Origin of the sequence: Bacillus sp. AFS031507, from assembly GCF_002584635.1 — a bacterium.
In the GTDB taxonomy this organism is placed as follows: Bacteria; Bacillota; Bacilli; order Bacillales; family Cytobacillaceae; genus Neobacillus.
This window is the reverse complement of the sequence record NZ_NUOW01000013.1, coordinates 65,768-90,309: the sequence shown is the minus strand read 5'-3', so window position 1 is coordinate 90,309 and position 24,542 is coordinate 65,768. Positions and strand designations below refer to the sequence as shown.

The 24,542-nt window shown below is 37.3% G+C and carries 16 protein-coding genes; all 16 read left to right on the top strand.

Annotation, left to right across the window (positions count from 1 at the left end):
- Positions 1–233: 233 nt before the first annotated feature.
- The 16 genes from COE25_RS13030 (at position 234) to COE25_RS12955 (ending at position 24,487) form a co-directional block, all read left to right on the top strand.
- Positions 234–995, top strand: coding sequence for a DeoR/GlpR family DNA-binding transcription regulator (locus COE25_RS13030; protein WP_098932948.1), 762 nt, complete (start codon positions 234–236; stop codon positions 993–995).
- A 382-nt stretch (positions 996–1,377) separates the two neighbouring features.
- Entirely contained in the window at positions 1,378–2,961 is a 1,584-nt protein-coding gene (locus COE25_RS13025) for a glycoside hydrolase family 43 protein (protein ID WP_098932947.1), read from the top strand.
- Between the two features lie 68 nt (positions 2,962–3,029).
- Positions 3,030–3,908, top strand: a complete 879-nt coding sequence (locus tag COE25_RS13020) for a sugar phosphate isomerase/epimerase family protein (protein ID WP_180247500.1) — start codon at positions 3,030–3,032, stop codon at positions 3,906–3,908.
- A gap of 18 nt (positions 3,909–3,926) precedes the next feature.
- Positions 3,927–5,024 (top strand): Gfo/Idh/MocA family protein, encoded by a 1,098-nt coding sequence (locus COE25_RS13015; RefSeq protein ID WP_098932945.1) that lies wholly within the window; start codon positions 3,927–3,929, stop codon positions 5,022–5,024.
- Positions 5,025–5,129: 105 nt separating this feature from the next.
- Positions 5,130–6,320, top strand: a complete 1,191-nt coding sequence (locus COE25_RS13010) for an MFS transporter (RefSeq protein WP_088086472.1) — start codon at positions 5,130–5,132, stop codon at positions 6,318–6,320.
- Positions 6,321–6,385: 65 nt separating this feature from the next.
- A complete protein-coding gene (locus COE25_RS13005) occupies positions 6,386–8,662 on the top strand; it encodes a glycoside hydrolase family 3 protein (RefSeq protein ID WP_098932944.1) in 2,277 nt (758 codons plus the stop codon).
- 73 nt (positions 8,663–8,735) lie between these two features.
- The gene (locus tag COE25_RS13000) at positions 8,736–9,896 is read left to right on the top strand and encodes a serine hydrolase domain-containing protein (protein ID WP_098932943.1); all 1,161 of its coding nucleotides are present in this window, start codon (positions 8,736–8,738) and stop codon (positions 9,894–9,896) included.
- A gap of 405 nt (positions 9,897–10,301) precedes the next feature.
- Positions 10,302–12,026 carry a sensor histidine kinase gene (locus tag COE25_RS12995; RefSeq protein ID WP_098932942.1) on the top strand — a complete coding sequence of 575 codons (1,725 nt, stop codon included), beginning with the start codon at positions 10,302–10,304 and terminating at the stop codon, positions 12,024–12,026.
- Positions 12,027–12,048: 22 nt separating this feature from the next.
- Positions 12,049–13,668, top strand: a complete 1,620-nt coding sequence (locus COE25_RS12990; RefSeq protein ID WP_098932941.1) for a response regulator transcription factor — start codon at positions 12,049–12,051, stop codon at positions 13,666–13,668.
- A 128-nt stretch (positions 13,669–13,796) separates the two neighbouring features.
- Positions 13,797–15,287 carry an ABC transporter substrate-binding protein gene (locus tag COE25_RS12985; RefSeq protein ID WP_098932940.1) on the top strand — a complete coding sequence of 497 codons (1,491 nt, stop codon included), beginning with the start codon at positions 13,797–13,799 and terminating at the stop codon, positions 15,285–15,287.
- A gap of 301 nt (positions 15,288–15,588) precedes the next feature.
- The gene (locus tag COE25_RS12980) at positions 15,589–16,494 is read left to right on the top strand and encodes an ABC transporter permease (protein ID WP_257208840.1); all 906 of its coding nucleotides are present in this window, start codon (positions 15,589–15,591) and stop codon (positions 16,492–16,494) included.
- A gap of 17 nt (positions 16,495–16,511) precedes the next feature.
- The gene (locus COE25_RS12975) at positions 16,512–17,399 is read left to right on the top strand and encodes a carbohydrate ABC transporter permease (RefSeq protein ID WP_098932939.1); all 888 of its coding nucleotides are present in this window, start codon (positions 16,512–16,514) and stop codon (positions 17,397–17,399) included.
- 228 nt (positions 17,400–17,627) lie between these two features.
- Entirely contained in the window at positions 17,628–19,196 is a 1,569-nt protein-coding gene (locus COE25_RS12970; protein WP_098932938.1) for an IS200/IS605 family accessory protein TnpB-related protein, read from the top strand.
- 230 nt (positions 19,197–19,426) lie between these two features.
- A complete protein-coding gene (locus COE25_RS12965; protein ID WP_098932937.1) occupies positions 19,427–20,074 on the top strand; it encodes a YesL family protein in 648 nt (215 codons plus the stop codon).
- 57 nt (positions 20,075–20,131) lie between these two features.
- The gene (locus tag COE25_RS12960) at positions 20,132–23,029 is read left to right on the top strand and encodes an alpha-L-rhamnosidase (RefSeq protein ID WP_098932936.1); all 2,898 of its coding nucleotides are present in this window, start codon (positions 20,132–20,134) and stop codon (positions 23,027–23,029) included.
- 120 nt (positions 23,030–23,149) lie between these two features.
- Positions 23,150–24,487, top strand: a complete 1,338-nt coding sequence (locus tag COE25_RS12955; RefSeq protein ID WP_098932935.1) for a glycoside hydrolase family 30 protein — start codon at positions 23,150–23,152, stop codon at positions 24,485–24,487.
- The last annotated feature ends 55 nt before the right edge of the window (positions 24,488–24,542 follow it).

The window sequence follows — 24,542 nt, the reverse complement described above, 5'->3', positions numbered from 1 at the left end:
TAAGCTTGAATTAGAAACAGTTTTAGTAAATTCATAATAAATCTAACAAGCCAATCTTCTTAACAATTGGCTTGTTTTTTGCAAAAACAAAAATTTCTCCTTATTGAATCTATCATTTCAACTTTTATATGTTTGTTTTTCAAAAATATATGTTATAGTAATAGTGAGAATTAATAAAAAACAAATACAAAACAACATAAATAAAAATATCGCGGCAGGAAGGGGCAAAATAAGTGCTTGTTGCAGAAAGACAAAAAAAGATCGTCGAATTGGTTAATGAACGATTAAGTATTCGGGTGACTGAGCTTAGCAAGATTTTCTCTGTGACAGAAGAAACGATTCGTCGTGATCTTGAAAAGCTTGAAAAAGAGAATTTATTAATGCGCTCCCATGGCGGTGCGGTTAGTATTGAGAAAGATCAATCGGAGACCTCCTATTTGGAAAGAGAGATTACGAATGCTGCTGAAAAGAAAGCGATAGCAAGAGCAGCCGTTCAATCTATTGAGTCTGGTGACCAAATTGTTCTGGATGCAAGTACTACCGCATGGTATGTCGCAAAGGAACTGCCAGATATGCCTTTAACCGTCCTTACAAATTCAATAAAGGTAGCCATCGAGCTTAGTAAAAAGGAACAAATAAAAGTGATTTCCACTGGAGGAACGTTATTGTCACAATCCCTTTCATATGTTGGGCCACTTGCTGAGCGCTCCCTTGCGATGTATCACGTTAACAAAGCCTTCCTTTCCTGCAAAGGGGTACATCTTGATAAAGGGCTAAGTGATTTTAATGAATTGCAAGCGTTATTAAAAAAGCAGATGATGGAAATAGCCGATGAAACCATTCTAATGGTTGATTCCAGCAAATTTGGGACACGTGCTTTTTCGCATATTTCACCAGTTTCTAACATCGATTGCATTATTACCGATTCAAATATAAAGGAAGAAACTAGAATCGAGTTGGAAGAAAAAAAGATAAAGTTAGTAATTATCAACTAGCAGGCCAAGTCCGGTCTGTTTTTTTTATACACTTATTTCAAAAATTTAAAGAAGAGACAGAAAAGGAAAATAAACTCTCCAGTCATAAACATATCGAACGGTTACTTAGAATCACTTCCTACGTGAAAGAGCATGAAATGTAAGCTGAAACAGGGCTAGAACAAGCCAAACATTAAAACGTGTATGGCTTGTTTGATTTGTCTCTGTGAGTTATTTTTATTTTTTTAAAAAGTCGGAATTTTGAAAGAAATTAGTCGGATTTACAGTAGGAAAGGGTTTTCATTTGTTTTATCTTTAATATAGAACAAACTATCTAAAATTTCTCCTGCAAATAAATCATTACAAAATAAGATTCGTAATGAAAAGAGGATGTGACAATGAAATGAAATATTCAAATCCAGTTATTAGCGGATTTCACCCTGATCCAAGTGTTTGCAGGGTTGGCAAAGATTATTATTTGGTTACCAGTTCGTTTGAATTTTTTCCAGGCATTCCGATTTTTCATAGTACGGATTTAGTTAACTGGAAACAGATTGGCCATGTATTGACGCGTGAAAGTCAGCTTCCGCTCGCCCGCATTCATAGAATGGGACCTTCACAAGGAATATTTGCTCCAACAATCCGTTATCATAATGGACTCTTTTATGTGATTACAACCAATATCTCAACAAATAAGAATTTTTATGTTCATGCCGAACAGCCAGAAGGTCCTTGGTCCGAGCCAATAGTCGTTGAGGGCTGGGGTGGAATTGATCCGTCCTTATATTTCGATGAAGATGGGAAAGTTTATTTGAGCGGAACAAGCTCTTTTGGTTCCAGTGAACCTGTAGGAATCTATCAGGCTGAGCTTGATATTGATTCTGGACAGCTGTTAACAGAGCGTCAGTTAATTTGGAAAGGAACAGGGGGCAGCTCTCCGGAAGGGCCGCATCTATATAAAATCAATGGATGGTATTATTTAATGATTTCGGAGGGCGGTACAGAATATGGCCATATGGTAACGATTGCAAGAAGCAGAAGTCCTTACGGGCCTTTTGAGAGCAATCCCAATAATCCAATCCTGTCGAATCGGAGTACTGATGAACCAATTCAAGCCACCGGTCATGCAGATTTGGTCCAAGCAGAGGACGGTACTTGGTGGTCTGTGTTTCTAGGGATCAGACCTGTGGGCTATCCAAAACGTCATCATCTTGGGCGTGAAACCAATCTTGCTTCAGTCCATTGGACAGAGGAAGGGTGGCCCATTATTGGAGCAGCAGGACGAGCAGAATTGGTGAATGAAGCCAGATTACTTCCATTAGATCAATCCCATCCATGGCAGGAAAAAGAAAATTTTGATAACGCTTTCCTTTCGCCAGTTTGGAATTTTTATCGTAATCCGATTGCAGGCTCTTGGTCAGTAACGGAACGATCTGGTTGGTTAACACTACATGGTCAATCTTCCACATTGAATGATTCAGGATCTCCCACATTTGTTGGGCGCAGGCAGCAGCATATTAACTGTGAGATTGCGGCCCTTATGGAATTTATCCCAAATGAAGATGGAGAGGAAGCAGGCCTTACCGTATTTATGAACGAGAATTATCATTATGAAATTGCTAGAGCACTTAAGGAAGGAAAGTCTATTATATTATTCCGCCGCCGAATTGGCAGCCTGTGGAAGGTAGAAGCAGAAGTAGAGTATGACGAGCCGACCGTTGTCTTTGGAATTCAAGCAGATGACTTTAGTTTTACCTTTTCTTTTACATCCTCGAGTGGAGAAAAAATCACTTTGGGTAAAGTGGAAAGTTCTTTACTTGCGACTGAAGTTGCTGGGGGTTTTACGGGCTTATTTTTTGGAATGTATGCGACTGGAAATGGCAAGATTTCTACTGCACCTGCCCATTTTGATTATTTTAACTATGTACGAGGTGAAGATTCAAAAACTGATTTACTAACAGCATTAATAGGGGCATCAGTAGATTAATAAGTAATAAAATTTATCAGCCAATGAATGTTTTAAACGACGAATCTATAAAAAAAGGGGAAGTAAAAATGACAATGGAAATTGGATTAAATTTATTTTCAGTATTTAGAGAGTTAAACGAGGATTATTTCGGTACGTTAGAAAAGGTAGCTCAAATAGGGTACAAAAATATAGAGTTGATTTCTGCTAATTTTTCTACAGGCGAGCGCTTTTCGGATACCTTTTCCCTACCAGTCATCAAACAGAAGTTTGACGAGCTAGGATTAAAAGCGTTTGCAGCACATGAAGGTGTTGCCCCTGGTAAAGCGTTACTAGATGCTGATTGGGATAAGATTATTCAAGAAAATGCAACACTTGGATGTCAGTCTATTGTTTTCCCGATGGCTTTTATATCAGGCCGTGAGGATACCCTTCAAACAGCCGAACATCTAAATCAAATAGGAAAAAAGTGCAAAGAAGCGGGGATGAACTTTTACTATCATAACCATGCGCATGAGTTTAAGAGAATAGGAGAAACATCCTTATTTGAACTTCTAGTTGAAAATACCGATCCAGCGAACGTGAAATTTGAGCTGGACCTCGTTTGGGTTATGAGAGGCGGATATGATCCTCTTGCATTGCTTGAGAAATTGGGGAATCGCTGCGACATGATCCATCAGAAGGACTTAGGCAAACATGTAAATCCAGTTAGTTTATTTACCGCATCGAGCCAAGAAGAAAGCAATGACCTGATGAAAATATATACAGAGTATGTGAAGCCAAATGATTTTGTCAATCTCGGAACTGGTATCGTTAATTTTCAAGAAACCTATCAAAAACTTAATGAATTGGGATACATCCGTTATGCAATTGTGGAAAACGAAGGACAGCTAGGAGATAAATTTACAAGCATTTCGGGGGATTTAACCGTAATGGAGAAATCTGTAAAAGGACTTATCAAAAATTAATTAAGAGGAGTGTTCCTAATGTCTAAAAAGTTAAATATTGGAATCATCGGCTGTGGCGGAATTGCCAATCAAAAGCACATGCCTTCATTGGCAAAGCTTGGTCATTTAGGAGAAATGACTGCATTTTGCGACGTGGTAGAGGATAGAGCCGTTAAAGCAGCACAGCAATTTGGCACAGAAGAGGCAAAAGTTTATACCAATTATAAGGAGTTATTACAGGATGACTCGATTGATGTTGTTCATGTACTTACTCCTAATCTGCAACACTCCTTTATCACTGTTGATGCACTAGAAGCAGGAAAGCATGTCATGTGCGAAAAGCCAATGGCCATCAATTCTAAAGAAGCCGAAGAAATGATTGTTGCAGCCAATCGAACAGGAAAGAAGCTTACAATAGGTTACCAAAACCGTTTTCGTGATGACTCGGAAGTATTGTACAAAGCTTCAAGAGAAGGTGAATTCGGCGATATTTATTTTGCTAAGGCACATGCCATTAGAAGAAGAGCGGTTCCTACATGGGGGGTGTTTCTTGATGTAGAACAACAAGGTGGCGGACCATTAATCGACATCGGTACACATGCATTGGATTTGACGCTTTGGTGTATGGACAATTACAAACCGCAATCTGTAACAGGTTCCGTTTTCCATAAGCTTGCAGATAAACATGAAGGAAATTTGTTCGGACCATGGGACCCAGAAACATATAGGGTAGAAGATTCAGCGTTTGGATTTATTAAAATGGAAAATGGGGCCACGATCATTTTAGAATGTTCTTGGGCATTAAATACAACGGATGTTCGAGAAGCAATGGCAACCTTATGTGGCACAGAAGGTGGTGCTGAAATGAAAGCATTACCAAATTCACCTACAAGTGAGTTAGTTTTCAATGGCACAAAATACGGAAAGTTGGTTGAAACGAAACCTGCCACAGGCGGAGGAATTGCTTATTTTGATGCAGGGGCAGAGGAGCCTGGAGTAAAAGAGGCGAGACAGTGGCTGGAATGCATTATTAATGATACAGAACCACTTGTTAAACCGGAACAAGCATTAGTTGTCACACAAATTTTAGAGGCGATATATACCTCAGCTAAGACAGGAAAAACAATAGACTTTTAATAAACGGGCAAACAAGAATAAGAAAATGGGGGATTTTAGATCCTCCTTTTTCCTACCTGTTTCTGAGCAAAAAGGTGATCCTCTAATTAAAGGAGTAAAAAATTCGTGTCGAATACACCATCGTTATGGAACAAAACCTTTTTTATTATCATGTTTGCTAATGCATTTGCTTTTTTCGCATTTGATATATTGCTGCCAACTCTCCCACTCTTTTTGGCAAAACATGGGGGACTCGATATATCCCAAATAGGATTAATTATCGGGAGTTTTACTTTTTCAGCCATTATCATTCGTCCTTTTACTGAATTCTTTACCAATAAATTTGGAAAAAAGAAAACATTAGTAGTCTCCATCCTTATTTGTTTAATCTCCTCTCTAGGTTATTATTTTGGGACAAACTTCATCCTTGCACTTTCCATTCGTATTCTGCATGGTTTCGGTTTTGGTCTTGCTGTCACGATTCTTTCCACTTTAGCAGCGGAGATTATTCCAAAACAAAGAAGGGGCGAAGGGATGGGTATGCTTGGGAATGGTACAACGATTGCTTTAGCATTATCGCCATTTGTTGGGATATGGCTGTTTAATTCCTATAATCCAATCATATTATTCGGTACCGCAGGAGCTAGTTTACTAATCTTCCTGTTTTGTATTAGTTTCATTTCTTTCCCCGAAAGTGTGATCAATTCCAATCAAAAAGAAACATCATTCCTAAAATCATTGATTGAACCTTCTGCTATTTTTCCTAGCTACTTGATGCTTTTATTTGGCATATGCATGGGCGGAGTCATTAGTTTTATGGCACTTTATGCAAAAGAGTTAGAGATAGAAGGTGTAGAATGGTTTTATTTCGTAAATACGGTTAGTGGATTCTTAATCCGTTTCATTTCAGGAAAAGTATTTGACCGTAAAGGACATGCTTGGGTGTTAGTTCCAAGTTCGATCTCAGTCATAATTGGTTTTGTATTAATATATCAAACTACTACTTTAAGTGATTTAATCATTGCTGCAATCCTATATGGGATGGGTACAGGATCATTATTCCCTTCCCTCCAGGCCTGGGCACTGAATAATACGAAGCCTGAACGGTATACGAAAGTAACCGCCATGTTTTTTAATTCATTTGACTTAGGAATTGGAGGAGGGTCTGCCGTTCTTGGTTTGATTGCAGCAAAAACAAATTATGGTTCTATTTATTTGTTTTCAGCCTTCGTAATGGTATTTTTTCTCCTTGTCTATTGTTCCGTATTATTTTTAAACAAACAAAACATGGTGAGAATTCAGAAAAGAGCAAATTGAATATTGTGAGCAACTTTGGAAATGAAGATGGTCACTACTACACTGTTTTCATTGGAGGATTATAAATGAAAAATGTTAAAACAAAAATCGATACTGAAGATCATATCAAATATGTGGAAAATAAAGGTGGACCAACGTTAGGATATTCCGAAACTTCTGGAGTTACGATCATCCAAAAAGATGGCCATTTTTTTAAGGATTTAAACAAAGATGGAAAAATAGATAAATATGAAGATTGGAGATTAACTCCTGAGGAGAGAGCAAAGGACCTTGCATCTAAAATGACAATTGAGCAAATCGCGGGACTCATGTTATATAGTAGGCATCAAGCCGTTCCTGCAGGGAGTAAGGGTTGGTTTGCTGGTACGTACGGGGGTAAGTCCTACGAAGAAAGCGGTGCGAATCCATGGGACTTAACCGATGAACAAATCGAGTTTCTTTCTAAAGATAATTTAAGGCATATCCTCGTAACTACGGTCGAAAGCCCTGAGACTGCTGTGCAATGGAATAACAATATTCAGGCTTTTGCAGAAGGGACAGGGCTTGGTATCCCAGCAAACAACAGCTCAGATCCACGCCATGGTTCAGATTCTAGTACCGAATTTAATGCAGGAGCGGGCGGCAACATTTCTATGTGGCCTGAGCCACTTGGTCTTGCGGCAACATTTATTCCAGAAGTGGCAGAAAGATTTGGAGAAATAGCCTCAAAGGAGTACCGGGCTTTAGGCATTACAACTGCATTATCGCCGCAAATTGATATTGCAACAGATCCGCGTTGGTTCCGTTTTAATGGAACCTTTGGTGAAGATTCACAGCTTTCCGCTGACATGGCTCAAGCCTATGTGGAAGGTTTTCAGAATTCAGGAGGTGATAAAGAAATTGCTGAAGGCTGGGGTTATAACAGTGTTAATGCAATGGTAAAACATTGGCCGGGAGGCGGCTCTGGCGAGAGTGGAAGGGATGCACACTATGGATATGGTAAGTTTGCCGTTTATCCAGGCGGCAACTTTGAAGAACATTTAATTCCATTTACTGAAGGTGCCTTTAACTTACCTGGAAAAACAAAGATGGCTTCTGCGGTTATGCCTTATTACACTATTTCAGTGGAACAAGATCCGGTAAGTGGAGAAAATGTTGGTAACTCTTACAATTCTTACTTAATAAATGAATTGCTTCGAAAAAGATATGGTTATGATGGTGTTGTTTGCACGGATTGGATCATTACTGCCGATGAACCAGAGAATATTGATACGTTTGTCGGCGGGAAGCCATGGGGTGTTGAAAATCTGACCGTTGCCGAGCGGCATTATAAATTAATTTTGGCTGGGGTCGATCAATTCGGAGGGAATAATGAGGCGGGTCCGATCCTGGAAGCGTACCAAATGGGGATTGCTGAATATGGTGAGGCATTGATGCGAAAGCGCTTTGAAGAATCAGCAGTACGTTTATTAAAAAATATCTTCCGTCTAGGAATCTTTGAAAATCCTTATATAAAAATTGAGGAAAGTGTTCATGAGGTTGGGAAACCAGAGTATATGCAGGAAGGATATGAAGCGCAGCTTAAGTCTATTGTTATGTTGAAAAATAGGAATAGCATCCTGCCACTAAATAAAGAAAAAGTCGTCTATATCCCTAAAAAATATACACCTGCAGGCAAAGATTGGTTTGGTAATCCAACACCTGAAAAATTCGAATATCCAGTTAATATCGATGTTGCTAGGAAATATTTTAATGTAACGGATAACCCTGAAGATGCAGATTTTGGATTGGTCTTTATTAGCACTCCCAAGTCCGGAACTGGTTATAGTCATGATGATGTAAAGGAAGGTGGAAATGGATACGTACCAATCAGCCTTCAATACAAACCCTATACGGCGATTTATGCTCGAGAAAAAAGTCTTGCTGGTGACGCTCGTGAGGGTGATGTTTTAAACCGATCGTACAAAGGAAAAACGGTGACTCCAAGTAATACCAAGGATTTGGATATGGTGGTAGAAACAGTTGAAGTAATGAAAGGAAAACCGGTAATTGTTTCGCTTCTCCTATCGAACCCGACAGTGGTGGATGAATTTGAAAAGAATGTCGATGCTATTATTGCGAATTTTGGGGTTCAGGATCAAGCTATTTTTGATATTTTAACAGACGGAGCTGAGCCTTCGGGTCTTCTACCAATGCAAATGCCTGCTAACATGAAAACCGTCGAAGATCAATTGGAAGATGTGGCCCATGACATGGAGTGTCATGCAGACTCTGAAGGTCATGTGTATGACTTCGCATTTGGTCTTAACTGGGCTGGTAGGATTCAAGATGATAGAACAAAAAAATATCAAAAAACCAAATAGAAAAAAGTAATCTAAAAAAGAAAGAAAAAAGTTAAGAATGAAACTCGAAAAATGAAGAGGAGATGAAAGCCGGATGAAGTCGTTTCAAAACTTAAGCCCATTATTAAAAAGATTTGTGGAAAGGGGGCCTGTTGGCTGCGCCTGTTCTGTTATGCAACAAGGAGAAAAGGTATTTGAAGAGTACATTGGCTATGCTGACTTAGAAACTCAAAAACCTGTTACTACCGATACGATTTTCCGGATCCACTCGATGACAAAGATCGTTACATGTACAGCTGCCATGATCTTATATGAACGAGGGCTGTTTTTGTTAAATGACCCGCTCGAGGAATATTTACCTGAATTCAAAAATCCACATGTCTACCGGACTGCTAAAGAAGGAGAACAGATTATAACGCCTGCATCAAACTCTATCAGGGTCAAAGATCTGTTCACGATGACATCCGGTTTAAGTTATAGCTGGGGAACAACAGAACAGGAAAGCGAGGTAAGAAGAGTAGAGGAACGATTAAATAGTCAGGATGATTTTACCCAAGAAACATATATTCGAACACTTTCTAAAGCACTAAGTACGATTCCGCTTGCGTTTGAACCCGGAACCGGATGGAAGTATGGTTATAGTCATGATGTTTTGGGAGCATTAATAGAAGTGGTATCCGGAAAGACTCTCGGCCAATTCTTAAAAGATGAAATCTTCCAACCTTTATCAATGAATAACACCTTCTTTAATCTGCCTGATGAGAAAAAAGATTTCCTTTCCAGCTTTTACATACGGAATGAGGAAGGCAGCCTGATAAAAAGCTCGGATATGTTTCCAAAAGTAAAGACTCGCTTTGAAAGTGGTGGCGGAGGTCTATTCTCTACGCTAAATGATTATAGTCAATTTGCTCATATGTTAGCCAGTGGCGGGGAAATGAATGGAAATCGAATTATAGGAAGAAAAACAATCGAACTAATGTCAATGAATCATCTAAACTCGGAGAATTCAGTTGATTATAATTGGGATCGCCTGGCCGGGTATGGCTATGGTCTTGGAGTGCAGGTAATGATGAATCCTCCATTGTCAGGCAGCAACAGCCCTGTTGGTGAATTCGGCTGGAACGGCATGTCAGGAACATGGGTAACGATTTGTCCAAAAGAAAATCTTTCTGCTGTTTATATGCAGCAAATGCTGCCAAACTTTGAGGACTCTCAGCAGCCAAGACTACGATCTGTTATTTATGGAGCACTTTGAGCCTAAAAAAACTTCTATAAAATAAGTCTTGGGTGAAAATTAGCTCAAGGCTTTTTGTTTTTCATTAAATTCCTATAATAATAAGAGTATGATTCTTTTATGAAATTCTTTTTCCTTTTTTTATTTATATAATAGAATATTACTATTTTTCGATGAATATTACCATACATCAAGTTAGAAATTAATATAATTAGATTGTAAATATGAAAACGCTTTCTATTAATTAAATCGTAACTAATAGCCGTGAGTAAAAAGTAGCTCTCGGCCTTTTATTATTGACTATCACTTATTTTAGAAGGATTCCCTTAGTAAGCCTTTTTTAAAAATGGACTTTTCAGAATATTTTTTAATTTATATTGTATAATTGGAATTACATTTTAGAGAGTTTACAACTGGAGGATCACTATGGGAAAAATGAAACTAGTTTTCAATTCGTTACTGTTTAAACTCTTTTTGAGTGTGTTTTTAATTATTGGACCATTAATTGTCGTTCACATTGTAAATAACTACTATGCGGTCGAAGTTATTAGGAGCCAGGTGGCCCAGTCAAACAAAAATATGCTGAATATTTATATGGACCAAATTGACCGAAGTTTGGAGGGTGTTGGAAACTATATCTTTCAAATTACACAAAACAATACAGATTTATATTTTCTTCAATATAATGAAACGATAGATCCCAATGATTATGAAGAAGCAAAAATACGTTTATTTAATTCTATTACCAATCAGTCTTATTTCTACACTGCCATCGATTCCATTTTTATTTATTCGGATGCCTATAAGGATTTCCTATTTACACAAAAATCCGCTGACAATTATTTTGAACGCTATGAAGCAAGAGACGAAATTTACCAGTTGTTTGAGAAAAACTCGGAGCAGCTTAGAGAAGGGAAATGGAATATTTGGAAGGGTGCAAAAAATTATTACTTGCTTCAATATTATAAAGTAGATGGAGTATATGTAGGCGCCTGGGTGAATATGGACAAGCTTATTACTCCGTTTAAATATATTGATTTTGGAGAAACAGGAAGAGCCTTGTTGGCAACTTCCGACCTAAAACCGATTACAAATAAGAAATTTATTGAAAAGGAAAAAATAGATTTATCGATTAAGAAGGAAAAGTATATTATTACTGGGAAAGATAATCGTTTTGTTTTAATGAAAAAAAAATCATCACAAAGTGATTTCTATCTTGCAGCATTGATACCTGAAAGAGAAATCCTAGAGAAACTACCATTTTTACAAAGAATATCGTCGGTTATTACTTTTTTAGCTGTGTTGTTCTTACTATATTTTATCTTTATCATGAGAAAGGTATTTCTTCAACCAATTAATCGAATTGTCGCCGCTATGAAAAAACTACGACAAGGTGATTTGGATATTCGCCTTCCCATCCATCGAAATTCTACTGAGTTTGAGGTGATGAATGGTACTTTCAATCATATGATTTCTGAGATAAAGGATCTTAAAATAAATGTATATGAGGAAAAGCTAAATCTTCAAAGAGCGGAATTAAAACATTTACAGCTGCAAATCAACCCGCACTTTTTCCTTAATTCATTAAATATTATCTATAACCTAGCTACGGTTAAGGATTTTGCAGTCATCCAAGAGATGGCAAAATGTCTGGCTAACTACTTTCGTTTTATGTTTCGGAGTAATTCATATTTTGTTAGCTTAGAAGATGAACTAAAGCATACGGAAAATTATTTGAAAATTCAACAGCTCAGATTTCCCGATACATTTAAGTTTTCTGTTGAATCACCACCAGAGCTTTTAGAATGTAAGATTCCTCCGCTTGTCATTCAAACGATGGTGGAAAATTCAATTAAACATGCGTTTAATCTAGATGACCCTCTTGATATTCTAATAGTGGTAGAAAAGGATGAGGTCCCTGGGTTTATAAGTATAAAAATTCAGGATACAGGTGATGGATTTCCTGAGGATGTTTTACGCAGTTTGAAAGAAGACGAATCTTTAACAAATGCTGAAGGCGAGCGCATTGGAATATGGAACGTTAAACAACGACTAAGTTTGTTATATGGAGAAAAATCAAATATCCAATTTTCGAATGAACCAGGCAAAGGGGCGACTGTTCTGATACGAATTCCGAACAATATAATTTAAGTCAAGAGGGTGGTTAGCGTTTATGAATCAATTTCAGGTTCTAATAGTTGATGATGAAATTCATTCCATTAGGGGTGTCCAGGCTGGTGTCAATTGGGAAAAGCATGATATCTCTTCTGTTTATACAGCCAATAACTTAAGACAAGCTCAAGAAGTGTTTTTAAATAACAAAGTTGATTTGTTATTATGTGATATTGAAATGCCTAGAGGCTCTGGAATTGATTTGCTAAAGTGGGTGCGCGAACACTTCCCAATGACTGAAGCGATTTTTTTAACCTGTCATTCAGACTTCTCTTATGCAAAGCAAGCTCTGCAATTGAAAAGCTTTAATTATTTATTAAAACCCGTCGATTACCAAGAACTTGAAGAAGTTATTCATAGCGCATTGGAGAAAATCAAAAAGGATCAAGAAACAAGAATGGTAGAGGAATCTTACCTTCAATTGAAAAAGTCCCACCATTCAGTCATGCAAGAACGTTTCTGGTTAGATCTTATTAATCAAGTTATCCCAACAACCAAAGATCAAATTGAAAAACAAATGAAGAATTATCATTTATCCTATTCAGAATTAACTACTTTTCTACCCATTTTATTTCATGTTCAGCAATGGAAAGAGGAACTATCTGTCCATGAAGAAAAGGTGAGCGAATATGCTCTTCATAAAGCACTGGGTGAAGTAATCGAAAAGAATAATATGGATGGTTATGTGCTAAATGTAGAAATTGGCTATGTCTTAGTGATTATTGCATTAGTAGAGCCAATCAACCTGAAGGAGTTTAATGAAAATTGTAATCACTTTATTTCACAATTCGCTCAGTTTTTTTCTTGTGAGCTTTGTGGCTACATTGGAAATCAGGTTCCGATTGAAGAATTAGTAGGGATGGTCCATACTTTGCAGGAATTTGATCGCAATAATGTAACTGTAAGTAACCAGACGATTAAATGTAACAATAAGAAAAAATGTTTATGCACTTCCCCGCTGCTTCCTTCCGCGGAATGGACGAGTCTAATGAAAAATGGTCCAAAAGAAAAGTTTTTAGATGCGGTCAATCAGTATTTTACTGATTGGAAAAAATCGGATGGAAATATAACCGCTCAATCCCTTCATTTGTTTTATCAAGATTTTTTGCAATTAATCTTTTATGTTCTTCAGGTAAAAGGAATTCAAGCCAATCAGGTTTATTCACAAAATTTGCTGACTGAAAAACCAAAAAGAGTATTGAAATCATTGAACTCGCTCCAAGAATGGGTCATATATATTGCCGATGTTGCCATGAACCAGCTCCATCAGCCTCAAGAAAAAGGATCAGTGGTGGACATAGTAAAAAATTATATTAATCATCATCTAGGAGAACAGCGGTTAACTCGTGATGAAATTGCCAATTATGTCTATTTAAATCCTGATTATTTAACAAGAATATTTAAAAAACAAACAGGTTTATCCATATCGGACTATTTGCAGCAGAAGCGGATTGAATACGCCAAAAAACTGTTAATAGAAACCAATCTGCCTGTAAGTGAAGTGGCATTATCTGCAGGTTATTCAAATTTTTCCTATTTTTCTACTATATTCAAGAAATCAACCCAATTAAATCCGATGGAATATCGAAAAAAGTCGTTTTTTTCAGAAAAGTCGGAATAACAAAAATAAAAGGTCGTATTTTTAGTAAGTGTTTTTTAAGCCAACCTCTATACTAAAACTAGATGAGTGGTAACGCTTTCAACAAGAGTTATCATAGAATCAACTAGATTATAAGGGGGAAAGAATGGATGAAATTTTTTAAGACATTTTCAAGGTTTATACTGATTGTAATGTCAGCAGTTTTAGTATTGGCTGGCTGTAGTTCAAAGGAAAGTAGTTCAAGTTCAAAGGACGATACGAACACGAAGGGGCAGCCAAATGAGCTTAACATGGCGTATATGAACTTTACGAATATAGAAGATCTTCCTTTAGTTCAGGAAGAAATTAATAAAATTACTAAAAAGAAGATTAATGCTACTGTGAAATTAGTCCCGATTAATGCAGCGAACTATCAACAGCAAACAAACTTAATGCTGACTGGAAACGAAAAGCTTGATTTGGTTGTTTCGTCAGCTTTTTTTGGTTACAACACACAAGCCACAAAAGGACAACTTGTTGCATTAGATGATCTGCTTAAATCAAATGGAAAAGGTATTTTGGAAGTTGTTCCAAAAAATCTTTTAGAGGGTAACAAGGTAAACGGTAAAATATATGGAATTCCTAGTATTAGAGACTGGGGCTCTTATTATGGATTTATTATGAGAAAAGATATAGTAGATAAATATAAAATTGATCTTTCTCAAATAAAAACATTTGCTGATTTGGAAAGTGTTTTTAAAATTGTCAAAGAAAAAGAACCAACTTTAACTCCGATTGTAAACGCAGGAACTGTATCGGTTGCTTCCGTCATTGCAGGTGGAAAATTTGACATTCTTGGGGACAACCTAGGAGTAGTATCCTTTAAAGACAAGAAAATCGACAATATGTTTGAAGAACCTGAATATGTTGATGCGGTCCAGTTAGCCAGAAAGTGGTTCAAAGCCGGTTATATCATGAAGGATTCAGCAACGTCACAAGAAGTTGCAGCGAACATTGTGAAGGCTAATAAAGGATTTGGCTATTTCTCTCATATGAAACCAGGCTTTGAAGTACAAGAAAAAGGTATTACTGGACATGAAATGGTATCTGTAAAATTGACGGATGTATATTCGTATACCGATGCTGCAACAGGCTTTAATTTGTCCATTGCCAGAAACAGTCAGAATCCTGAAAAAGCAATGGAATTTATCAATTTACTTTACACTGATAAAGAGATAATGAATTTACTGGATAACGGTATTGAAGGGAAACATTATGCAGTTAAATCTGATGGTGTCATTACATTGCCAGAAGGAGTAAAAGAATCCAAATATGTATTTGGCCAATGGCAAATCGGTAATAACTTCCTGACATACCCTTGGGAAGGAAATCCAGCGAATTATTGGGAAGTTATGGAAAAACATAATGATTCAGCGATATTTTCTCCGGCATTTGGTTTTACATTTAATCCAGATCCTGTGAAAACAGAAATTGCGGCATCGACGAACGTATTAAATCAGTATAAGTTAGGTATTGAATCTGGTACTTTAGACCCAGAGAAAAGTTTAAAGGAATTTAATAAGAAACTTAATGCATCCGGCATTGATAAAATTATTGCAGAAAAACAAAAACAGTTTGATAAGTGGAAAGAAAAGAAATAAGAACGAAGAGAAGAGAGCTAGTGTAGATCTAGTTCTCTTTTTTTATAAATCCATAGATTTAAAATGGCTGAAAAACTAACTTAAATATATTCTGAAAAGTCGGATAAACAAAAATAAGAAGTCGTATTATGGATAGTAACAAATTTACTAGTCTAATAGAATAAATATATAAGCAGGAAGGATAGTTTTTGTAAGCGGAAACATTTCATTAGAACAAGGGGGAATGGGGATGTCAGAAGTTACAGTAAAGCCGTTAAGTACGGACGTCCATGCTGCAACTGGGAAAAAAACGAGTGTTAGAATGATGAAATTTAAAAGGTATCTGCCATTATTTATTATGATGCTGCCTGGCTTAATTTACTTATTGATCAATAATTATTTACCAATGTTTGGCCTTTTGATTGCTTTTAAAGATATTAACTACGCTAAAGGAATATTCGGCAGTGATTGGATTGGATTTAAAAACTTTGAATATTTGTTTAGTACAAGAGATGCCTTTGTTATTACCCGGAATACCATTCTCTACAATGGAGGATTTATTATCTTAAATACGATATTGGCCATCGGTGTAGCGATCATGTTAAATGAAATTAAAAATAAGCTGGCGAAAAGCTTTTACCAAAGTGTCATCCTATTGCCATTCTTAATCTCAATGGTTATTGTCAGTTATTTAGGTTTTGCCTTCCTTAGCGAAGATGTTGGTTATCTGAATAAAACAATTTTACCGTTACTTGGGCTTGATGGTATTTCGTGGTATAACGAAGCAAAATTTTGGCCATATATTTTAACCTTCATCAATATGTGGAAAGGTGTCGGTTTCTTGTGCGTCATTTACTTAGCTGCGATTATCGGGATCGACCAAGAATACTATGAAGCAGCCACTTTAGATGGGGCAAACAAATGGAAGCAAATTATTCACATTACCCTTCCCTCAATTATGCCTGTGATTATCATGATGACTTTATTGGGGATAGGACGCATTTTTTACTCCGATTTCGGCTTGTTCTATCAAGTGCCAATGAATTCAGGTGCTATTTATGACACAACGAATGTTATTGATACCTATGTTTACCGTGGATTAATGCAGCTTGGGGATATCGGGATGTCAGCTGCAGCAGGTTTATATCAATCGATCGTCGGATTTGTTCTTGTATTATTATCAAATTATCTCGTACGTAAAAAAAGTAAAGATAATGCATTATTTTAAGCTGGAGGTCGAAGAAGATGTATAAATCTGATCGAATTACACAATGGGTATCTCATATCTTTTTAATCATACTTGCGGCAGGAAGCATCATTCCGTTTATCATTCTTTTATCTTCTTCTCTGAACAGTGAAGCAGCCATCATGAAAGAGGGATATTCCTTTATTCCTAAGGAGATTAGCTTTGATGCATATAATTACCTGCTAAATAATTCATCTAGTATATTAAGGGCTTATGGAATCACCATCATTGTTACGGTATTTGGCACCTTTGTAAGCTTGGCGATGACTTCGTTCTTGGCATATGCGCTCTCTCGACGCGATTTACCTTATAAAAACGTTTTTGCTTTTCTGGTTTTCTTTACTCTATTGTTCAATGGCGGACTTGTTCCGACCTATCTTGTTTATACCCAAGTATTTGATATTAAAAACACCATTTGGGCACTAATAGTTCCAGGGTTACTCATGAACGGGTTTAACGTATTGTTGATGAGGACATTCTTTATGACTTCTATTCCAGAGCCAGTTATTGAATCAGCACGCATGGATGGTGCAGGTGAATTTAGAACCTTCTTCTCTATCATTCTGCCGCTCTCATTGCCAATTCTGGCCACGATTGGATTGCTTCAAACGATCATATATTGGAATGATTGGTTTAATGGACTGATCTATATCACTGAACCGTCATTATTTAGTATCCAAAACATCTTAAACAGGATGCTGTCAGACATTCAGTTTTTAGCAAGCAGCAATCTAGGCACAAACGCAAGCCAGGCTGCTTCGCAAGTTCCAACCACTGGTGTACGGATGGCGATTGCTGTTATCGGTGTCCTGCCGATACTGATTGCTTATCCATTCTTCCAAAAATATTTGGTAAAAGGGATTGCTTTAGGATCTGTTAAAGGATGATTAATTAAATTAATCACATGGAGGGTCGATTGCAAAGCAATGGCCTTCCAATGATATATTCCTAGGATAAGAGTAAAAGTAAAGGAGGTTTCAACTGCTTAAAATTATCTATAAGAAACTACAAAATATTATTAAAATCTACCAAAGATAAGGCGACTAATTTCTTGCATTACTTCCAATAAATCCCTATAATTAACATAGAACACTTGTTCCGAAGGAGTGGATGGAATGAAGGTAACGAAAATTTGCCTTATTGATGATGGGAATGCCGTAGAGCTTGAAAAACTAAATCGATTAATGGCTGTTTTTTGTGCTGCATGGCGGTATTCCTTTAATCGCCTAGTAGAGGGTGAACAGTCAGGTAGATTAATTAAATCGGTAAGTGCCCTCTTTCATTTGAACAAAAGATATGCTGAAGATGCCGTGATGCAAGCCCAAGCCATCATCTCAAGTCAAAAAGAACTTCTCCCCTTAAGAATCGAAGGCGTACAAGGGAAAATTAAAAAAAACTGCAAGAAAATAGAAGATTATCAGACAGGTAAGAAAAGACCGAAAAAAGTCCCACTTGAGATCTGTTTAAAAGGGTTGAGTGCCCGCTTAGAAAAGCTTCAAATAAAGGAATCTATTTTATTAAAACACCAGAATGATCAGACGATTCCGACCGTCATCTTTGGTGGAAAAAGGAATTTTTATGAGCGATTGAAGGGGAACATTTCGAGAGATGAATGGAGGGATTTACGTTCTAATACTCTTTATTCTCGTGGTGACAAGTCTAAAAAGGGGAATTTGAATACCCGAATCGTATTCGATGACAAGGAGCAGCAATTTTATCTAGAAGTGGCAAATCCACTGCAAGTTGAGGGGCGAAAAAAAAGTACAAGATTACGATTCAAACTTCTAGTTCCGGACAAATTTTTCAATGAAATAGTTGAGATCGTGTTCCCCAATGAAGTTGGTGTTATCTCAAAGGAAAAACCTCTCGAAGAATATAGCCCCTATTCCATTGAGTTAAAACGGAAAAAGAATAAGGTCTATGTCCATATCACTTACGATGAGGTTGTCTATGGTTCAATACGGAATGGGAATGAAACGATTCTGTCTGATCTAGTGGCGGGGATTGATGTGAACATTGATCGAGTAGCGGTGTCTATTTTAACGAAACAGGGAAATTTATTAGAATCCCTAACCTTTTATTTTCATGAAATGGAATATGTAAAAAGCAATCGCCGATCCAATATTTCAGGAGAAATCGCAAAAGACATCATTCAGTATCTTTTGACTTGGAACGTGGGAGCTATGGTCATAGAAGATATCACATTAAAACAAGATCATGACACGAATAAACGATTCAATCGCCTTGTAAATTCGTTTGCAAAAACAAAGATACAAAAATCCATCATCTCAAGAGGAATTAAATTCGGGTTTAAAATAAAAAAGGTTAACCCGGCTTACACATCTGTCATTGGACGGTTTAAATATAGTAAAAAATATGGCTTATCCGTTCATGAAGCGGCTGCTTTTGTCATTGGGAGAAGAGGTCTTGGTTTTGATGAAAAAATACCGCAAGAAGTCCTAAACCACGTACGTACGCTAGTAAAGCCCAAACTGATTTCCATTCTTGGGTCAATGGAAGAATCCGAGAAAAAGTCAAAAAACGGCAAGCAAAGGCGGAAGTATATGGGGATGTTGTTAAGAAATATAGAAACATTCAAAGAAAACCATTGTTGGAAGCTATGGAACGTGATTCATAAAACATTAATAATAAAGAACCAGGAATTACAATTCAAGGAGGTGTAGTCCTGGTACTAAAATCCAATCTTTGCGGCAGGCTGACCAATGGAAGGAATGGTCTGTTGCAAATCGCCGGCTCTAACAGAGCACCGCGGGGTGTCTTGAACAGCAGGTTCATGACAAGGGTTCAATTCCTTTCCTGATGGAATGACGTGAGAATCGTCACGGTATGTCTCTTTTCTTGGTTTGGAGGCGAAGGGTAGATTTTTATAGATTTTAGTAACCAGGAATAACTGATGGAAGGTTTTATGCGCGGCTTTTATAGTATCTCGGAGTGGATCATGAAGTTTGCTTATGTAAATATTCTTTGGATTGCATTTTCCATGCTGGGATTTATCGCTTTTGGCATTTTTCCTGCCACTATTGCTATGTTTACAGTGGTTCGTAAATGGATATTAAAGCAGTCCGATATTCCAGTCTTGAAAACTTTTTGGCTCACCTATAAAAAAGAATTTGTAAAAGGTAATCTATTAGGACTTGTCATTATTTTAGTTGGTATTTTTATTTATTCTAATATCAGAATCGTGGAAGCAACTACGGTACAGGCACTTAAACTACTATATATACCAAATGTGATTGTTATTCTCATATTTCTACTTACTCTCTTATATATTTTTCCAGTGTTTGTCCATTTTGATGTCAGCCTGGCAGAAGGAATTAAAAATGCCTTTATTTTAATGACTGTTAACCCTATGGCGACGTTTTGTATGGGAATTCTGACTGGGTTCCTTTGTTTTATATTTATAAAATTACCAGGACTTCTTCCTTTTTTCAGCGGGAGTTTCATTGCATTTTTACTTATGTGGATTAGTAACTATGTGTTTGCAAAAATGAATAAAGCTGCTAAATTTTCCGTCGCGGGAAGCAGTACTAAAGTAAATTAATTTTAGAGGCAAAAGCCAATGCGAAGAAATTAAAACGATTTATTAGGAGGTAAAAAAATGGAGATTAGTAATTTAAGAACAAATCACGTTGTGAATCCGCTCGGATTTGAATTCGATAGATTAAGTCTTTCATGGGTGACCGAGTCAGGGGAGAGCCCTTCTGTTTTTCAAACAGCCGCCAGAGTGGTAATAGCTGCTGATCCAGGCTTCGAATCGATTCTTTTTGATAGCGGGAAAAGTCAAGAGATTGATAATTTAGGGTACACTCCGGACCTACAGCTGAAACCACGTTCTCGTTATTTTTGGCGGGTAACTATATGGGGGAATGCTGGTGACGTGGAAACAAGTGAAACTGCCTGGTTTGAAACAGCAAAAATGAATGAGTCATGGCAAGGAAATTGGATTACGCCTGAATTGGATAAGGAAATCCACCCATTGATTAGAACAAACTTTATACTGCCTGCTGATATTGTATCAGCCAGAGCTTATCTTTGTGGAGTGGGTCTATATGATGTTGAAATAAACGGAATGAGAATTGGAGCGGAATATTTTACTCCGGGTTATAATGCTTATGATTTCTGGCTTCAGTATCAAACCTATGATGTGACGGACGTATTGAAGAGCGGGGAAAATGCGATTGGTATTATGCTTGGCAATGGTTGGTACAAAGGCCGTTTTGGATTTGAAGGCGGATATCATGAATTATATGGAAGTGAATTTGCTTGCATTGGTGAAATCGTTGTAACGCTAAAAGATGGAACTACCATCATCATTGCTACGAATGAAGACTGGAAGAGCGCACCAGCACCGATCACATTTAGCGGCATTTATGATGGTGAGATTTATGATGCAAATCTAGAGAGTAAAAACTGGGCGCTGCCTGATTTTGATGACAGTACATGGACTAGTGTAAGGAAAACGGAAATCAAAACAGAATGTTTTACAGCCAGACGAAATTTGCCTATCAAAATCATGGAAGAAAGAAAACCAATGGAGATTATACATACACCTGCTGGAGAGGTGGTTCTTGATTTTGGTCAAGTAATTACCGGCTGGGTGCGTTTTAAAACCAATGCACCGAAAGGAAGCATATTACAGCTCCAATACGGTGAAATTCTTCAAAATGGAAATTTTTATCGCGAAAATTTGCGAGAGGCCAAAGCTGAATATGTTTATATTTCTGACGGAAGTGTAAGAGAGGTCCAGCCTCACTTCACCTTCTATGGCTTCCGATATGTAAAGCTTACTGGTTTTGAAGGAGACATAAACCTGGATGACTTTACTGGCTGTGTTATTTACAGTGAAATTGAACAAACGGGAACAATTGAAACTTCAAATCCAATGGTAAATCGATTATTCCAAAATGCGTTATGGGGACAAAAAGGAAATTTTCTTGATGTACCTACAGATTGTCCGCAGCGGGATGAACGGATGGGCTGGACAGGTGATGCACAGGTGTTTGCCCCTACAGCCTGCTACAATATGTATTCGCCTGCATTTTACCAAAAATACATGTTTGATTTACATGAAGAACAGAAAAGGTTAAACGGTTCCGTACCTTTCACAGTACCTGTCGTAAAGCCAAAGGATGGAAACGGTTTTATTTCAGGTAGTGGGTCAGCTGCATGGGGTGACGCTGCGACTGTTATTCCGTGGACATTATATACGTACTATGGAGATAAAGAGCTTCTTCGTCAGCAGTTCGATGCAATGAAGGACTGGGTGGATTATATCAAAAAAGTGGATGATGAATCAGGTGCAAAGAGACTGTGGCAGGTTGGTTTCCATTTTGGTGATTGGCTGGCATTAGATGGAAGGGATCCTCAAAGCCCTATGGGTGGAACCGATTCTTATTATATTGCTTCCGCTTATTATTGTTATTCGGCACAGCTAGTGGCAAAAGCAGCAAAGGTCTTGGGTAACACTGGAATGGCGAAACAATATGACAATCTAGCAATTGAAATTAAAGAAGCAATCATGAAGGAATATTTTACGCCAAATGGCAGAAGTGCGATTAATACTCAAACCGCCATGATTGTTGCCTTATATATGGACTTGGTACCAGAAAGCTTTCGGCTAAGGTTAATAGAAGATTTAATGGCTAAGCTTCGTGAGGATAAAATGCACTTACAAACAGGATTTGTCGGTACGCCCTATTTCTGTTACGTATTATCTGAAAATGAAGCTAATGATTATGCGTATACTTTATTGTTAAATGATGATTTTCCAAGTTGGTTATATGCGGTCAAACTTGGTGCTACAACGATTTGGGAACGATGGAACTCAGTGCTTCCAGACGGAAGCATTAGTGGAACAGGAATGAACTCATTAAATCACTACGCTTATGGTTCGATTGCTGAGTGGATGTATCGTTATATGTGCGGAATCAATCCGGTTGAAGATGCACCTGGGTTTAGAAAGATTAAACTTTGTCCTAAACCATATGGAAAATTATCCTACGCCAAGGCGAAATTTTCTTCTCCGTCTGGATATATTGAGAGCGGCTGGGAATTAAAAGAGGATGGGTCGTTAACTTTTAGCTTTGTTGTACCATTCAATACTTCAGCTAAAGTTTTCCTGCCTGATGCTGCTTTGGAAACTATTAAGGTAAATGGCGACTTGCTCGTTAATCGAGGTTTGGAAGCTAAGCAGGATAGTAAGGAAGTTCTATGTGAGCTTACTGCAGGCACATATGTATTTCAATATCTACCGACAAAATCTTATATCTTAACTTATAGCACAAACAGTAGTTTAAAAGAGCTTCTAAACAATGAAGAAACAAAAGAAATTATTAATAATAATCTGCCAGAAATCGTAAATAACCCGATTGTAAAAAATGATCAATTTATTGAAAAATCATTGGAAGAATTAATTAATTTCCCATTATTCACTTCGTTTTCTTCTTCAGAAAAATTAGATGAGTTAAATAAAAAACTAGTTCTTGTTCGACAATAGACTAAGATAAATACTATTTTTCCGTAAAAAATACCATAAATATTTTAAAAAAAGATATAAACTGACAAGTATTAAACCGTTTACATAAATTAAAACTAGCAATTGAAAGGAATGGAATTCATGACTGAAAAAAGTGTTTTATGGTTTGAATCCACTCGTGATAATTATTGGCAAACGAAGGAACCTGTTGAAACTACTGATAACCAACGTAATTTAATCATAACAGCTAATAAAGGCCGTGTCGTTGAAGGCTTTGGCAGCTGTTTTAATGAACTAGGAATGTATTCGCTTCAATCCCTGTCTGAAGAGGATCGTACAAGAGTGCTAGATTCTTTATTCGCGACAGATGGAGACTGTCAGTTTACGCTTTGCCGCCTGCCAATCGGTGCAAGTGATTATGCTTTGGAATGGTATAGTCATAATGAAACCGATGACGACTATGAGATGGAGCATTTCTCGATTGAAAGGGATCAAAAATATCTCATCCCATACATTCGTGAGGCACAAAAAAGAAATCCGGATATGAAATTTTTCGCTTCACCTTGGAGCCCTCCTACTTGGCTGAAATTTCCGAAAGCTTATAATTATGGAACACTGCGCTGGGAGAAAAAAGTACTTGAGGCTTACGCGCTTTATTTTGTTAAATTTGTCCAATCGTATGAAAACGAAGGAATAAAAATTAACCAAATTCATGTGCAAAACGAAGTAATGGCTGACCAGAAATTTCCTTCTTGTAAGTGGACAGGGGAACAATTACAGGAATTTATTCGAGACTATCTTGGACCCGCTTTTGAAAAGCACAATCTTGCAACAGAAATCTGGCTGGGGACCATCAATGCACCCGAACCTTGGCAAGAGTTAATGACGGATACGACATCTGATTTTGATGTGTACGCAGGTCTTGTACTCAGTGATCCTGAAGCCTATAAGTATATCAGTGGTGTTGGCTATCAATGGGCTGGAAAACATGCGATCCAGCGGACAGCAGAGAGCTACCCTGAAATACGTTTTCTGCAAACGGAAAATGAATGTGGAAACGGCAAAAATACTTGGGAATACGCTCAATATGTCAGCAACCTGTTCCGCCATTACTTTGTCAATGGGGCTAATGGATATGTTTACTGGAATGCGGTTCTAGAGCCTAAAGGCCGCAGCACTTGGGGCTGGGAACAAAATTCCATGATCACCGTGGATCCAGAAACGAACAACTTCACATATAATCCTGAATTTTATGTAGTAAAACACCATTCTCATTTTGTGAAAAATGGAGCAGTCAGACTAGAAACAAACGGTCATCTTACGGCCCATTCGCTAGCTTTCCAAAATCCCGATAATTCCATTGTCTTAATTGTGAACAATCCACTAAAAAAACAACGGGAATTAGTATTTGAATATCAAGGCAAATCCTATCAATTTGATTTAAAACCTGAATCTTTTAACACGATTGTTCTAAAGTAAACCAATGACTCCGGTTTTAATACCGGGGTCACCTTTTTTATCATTAATAATAGTT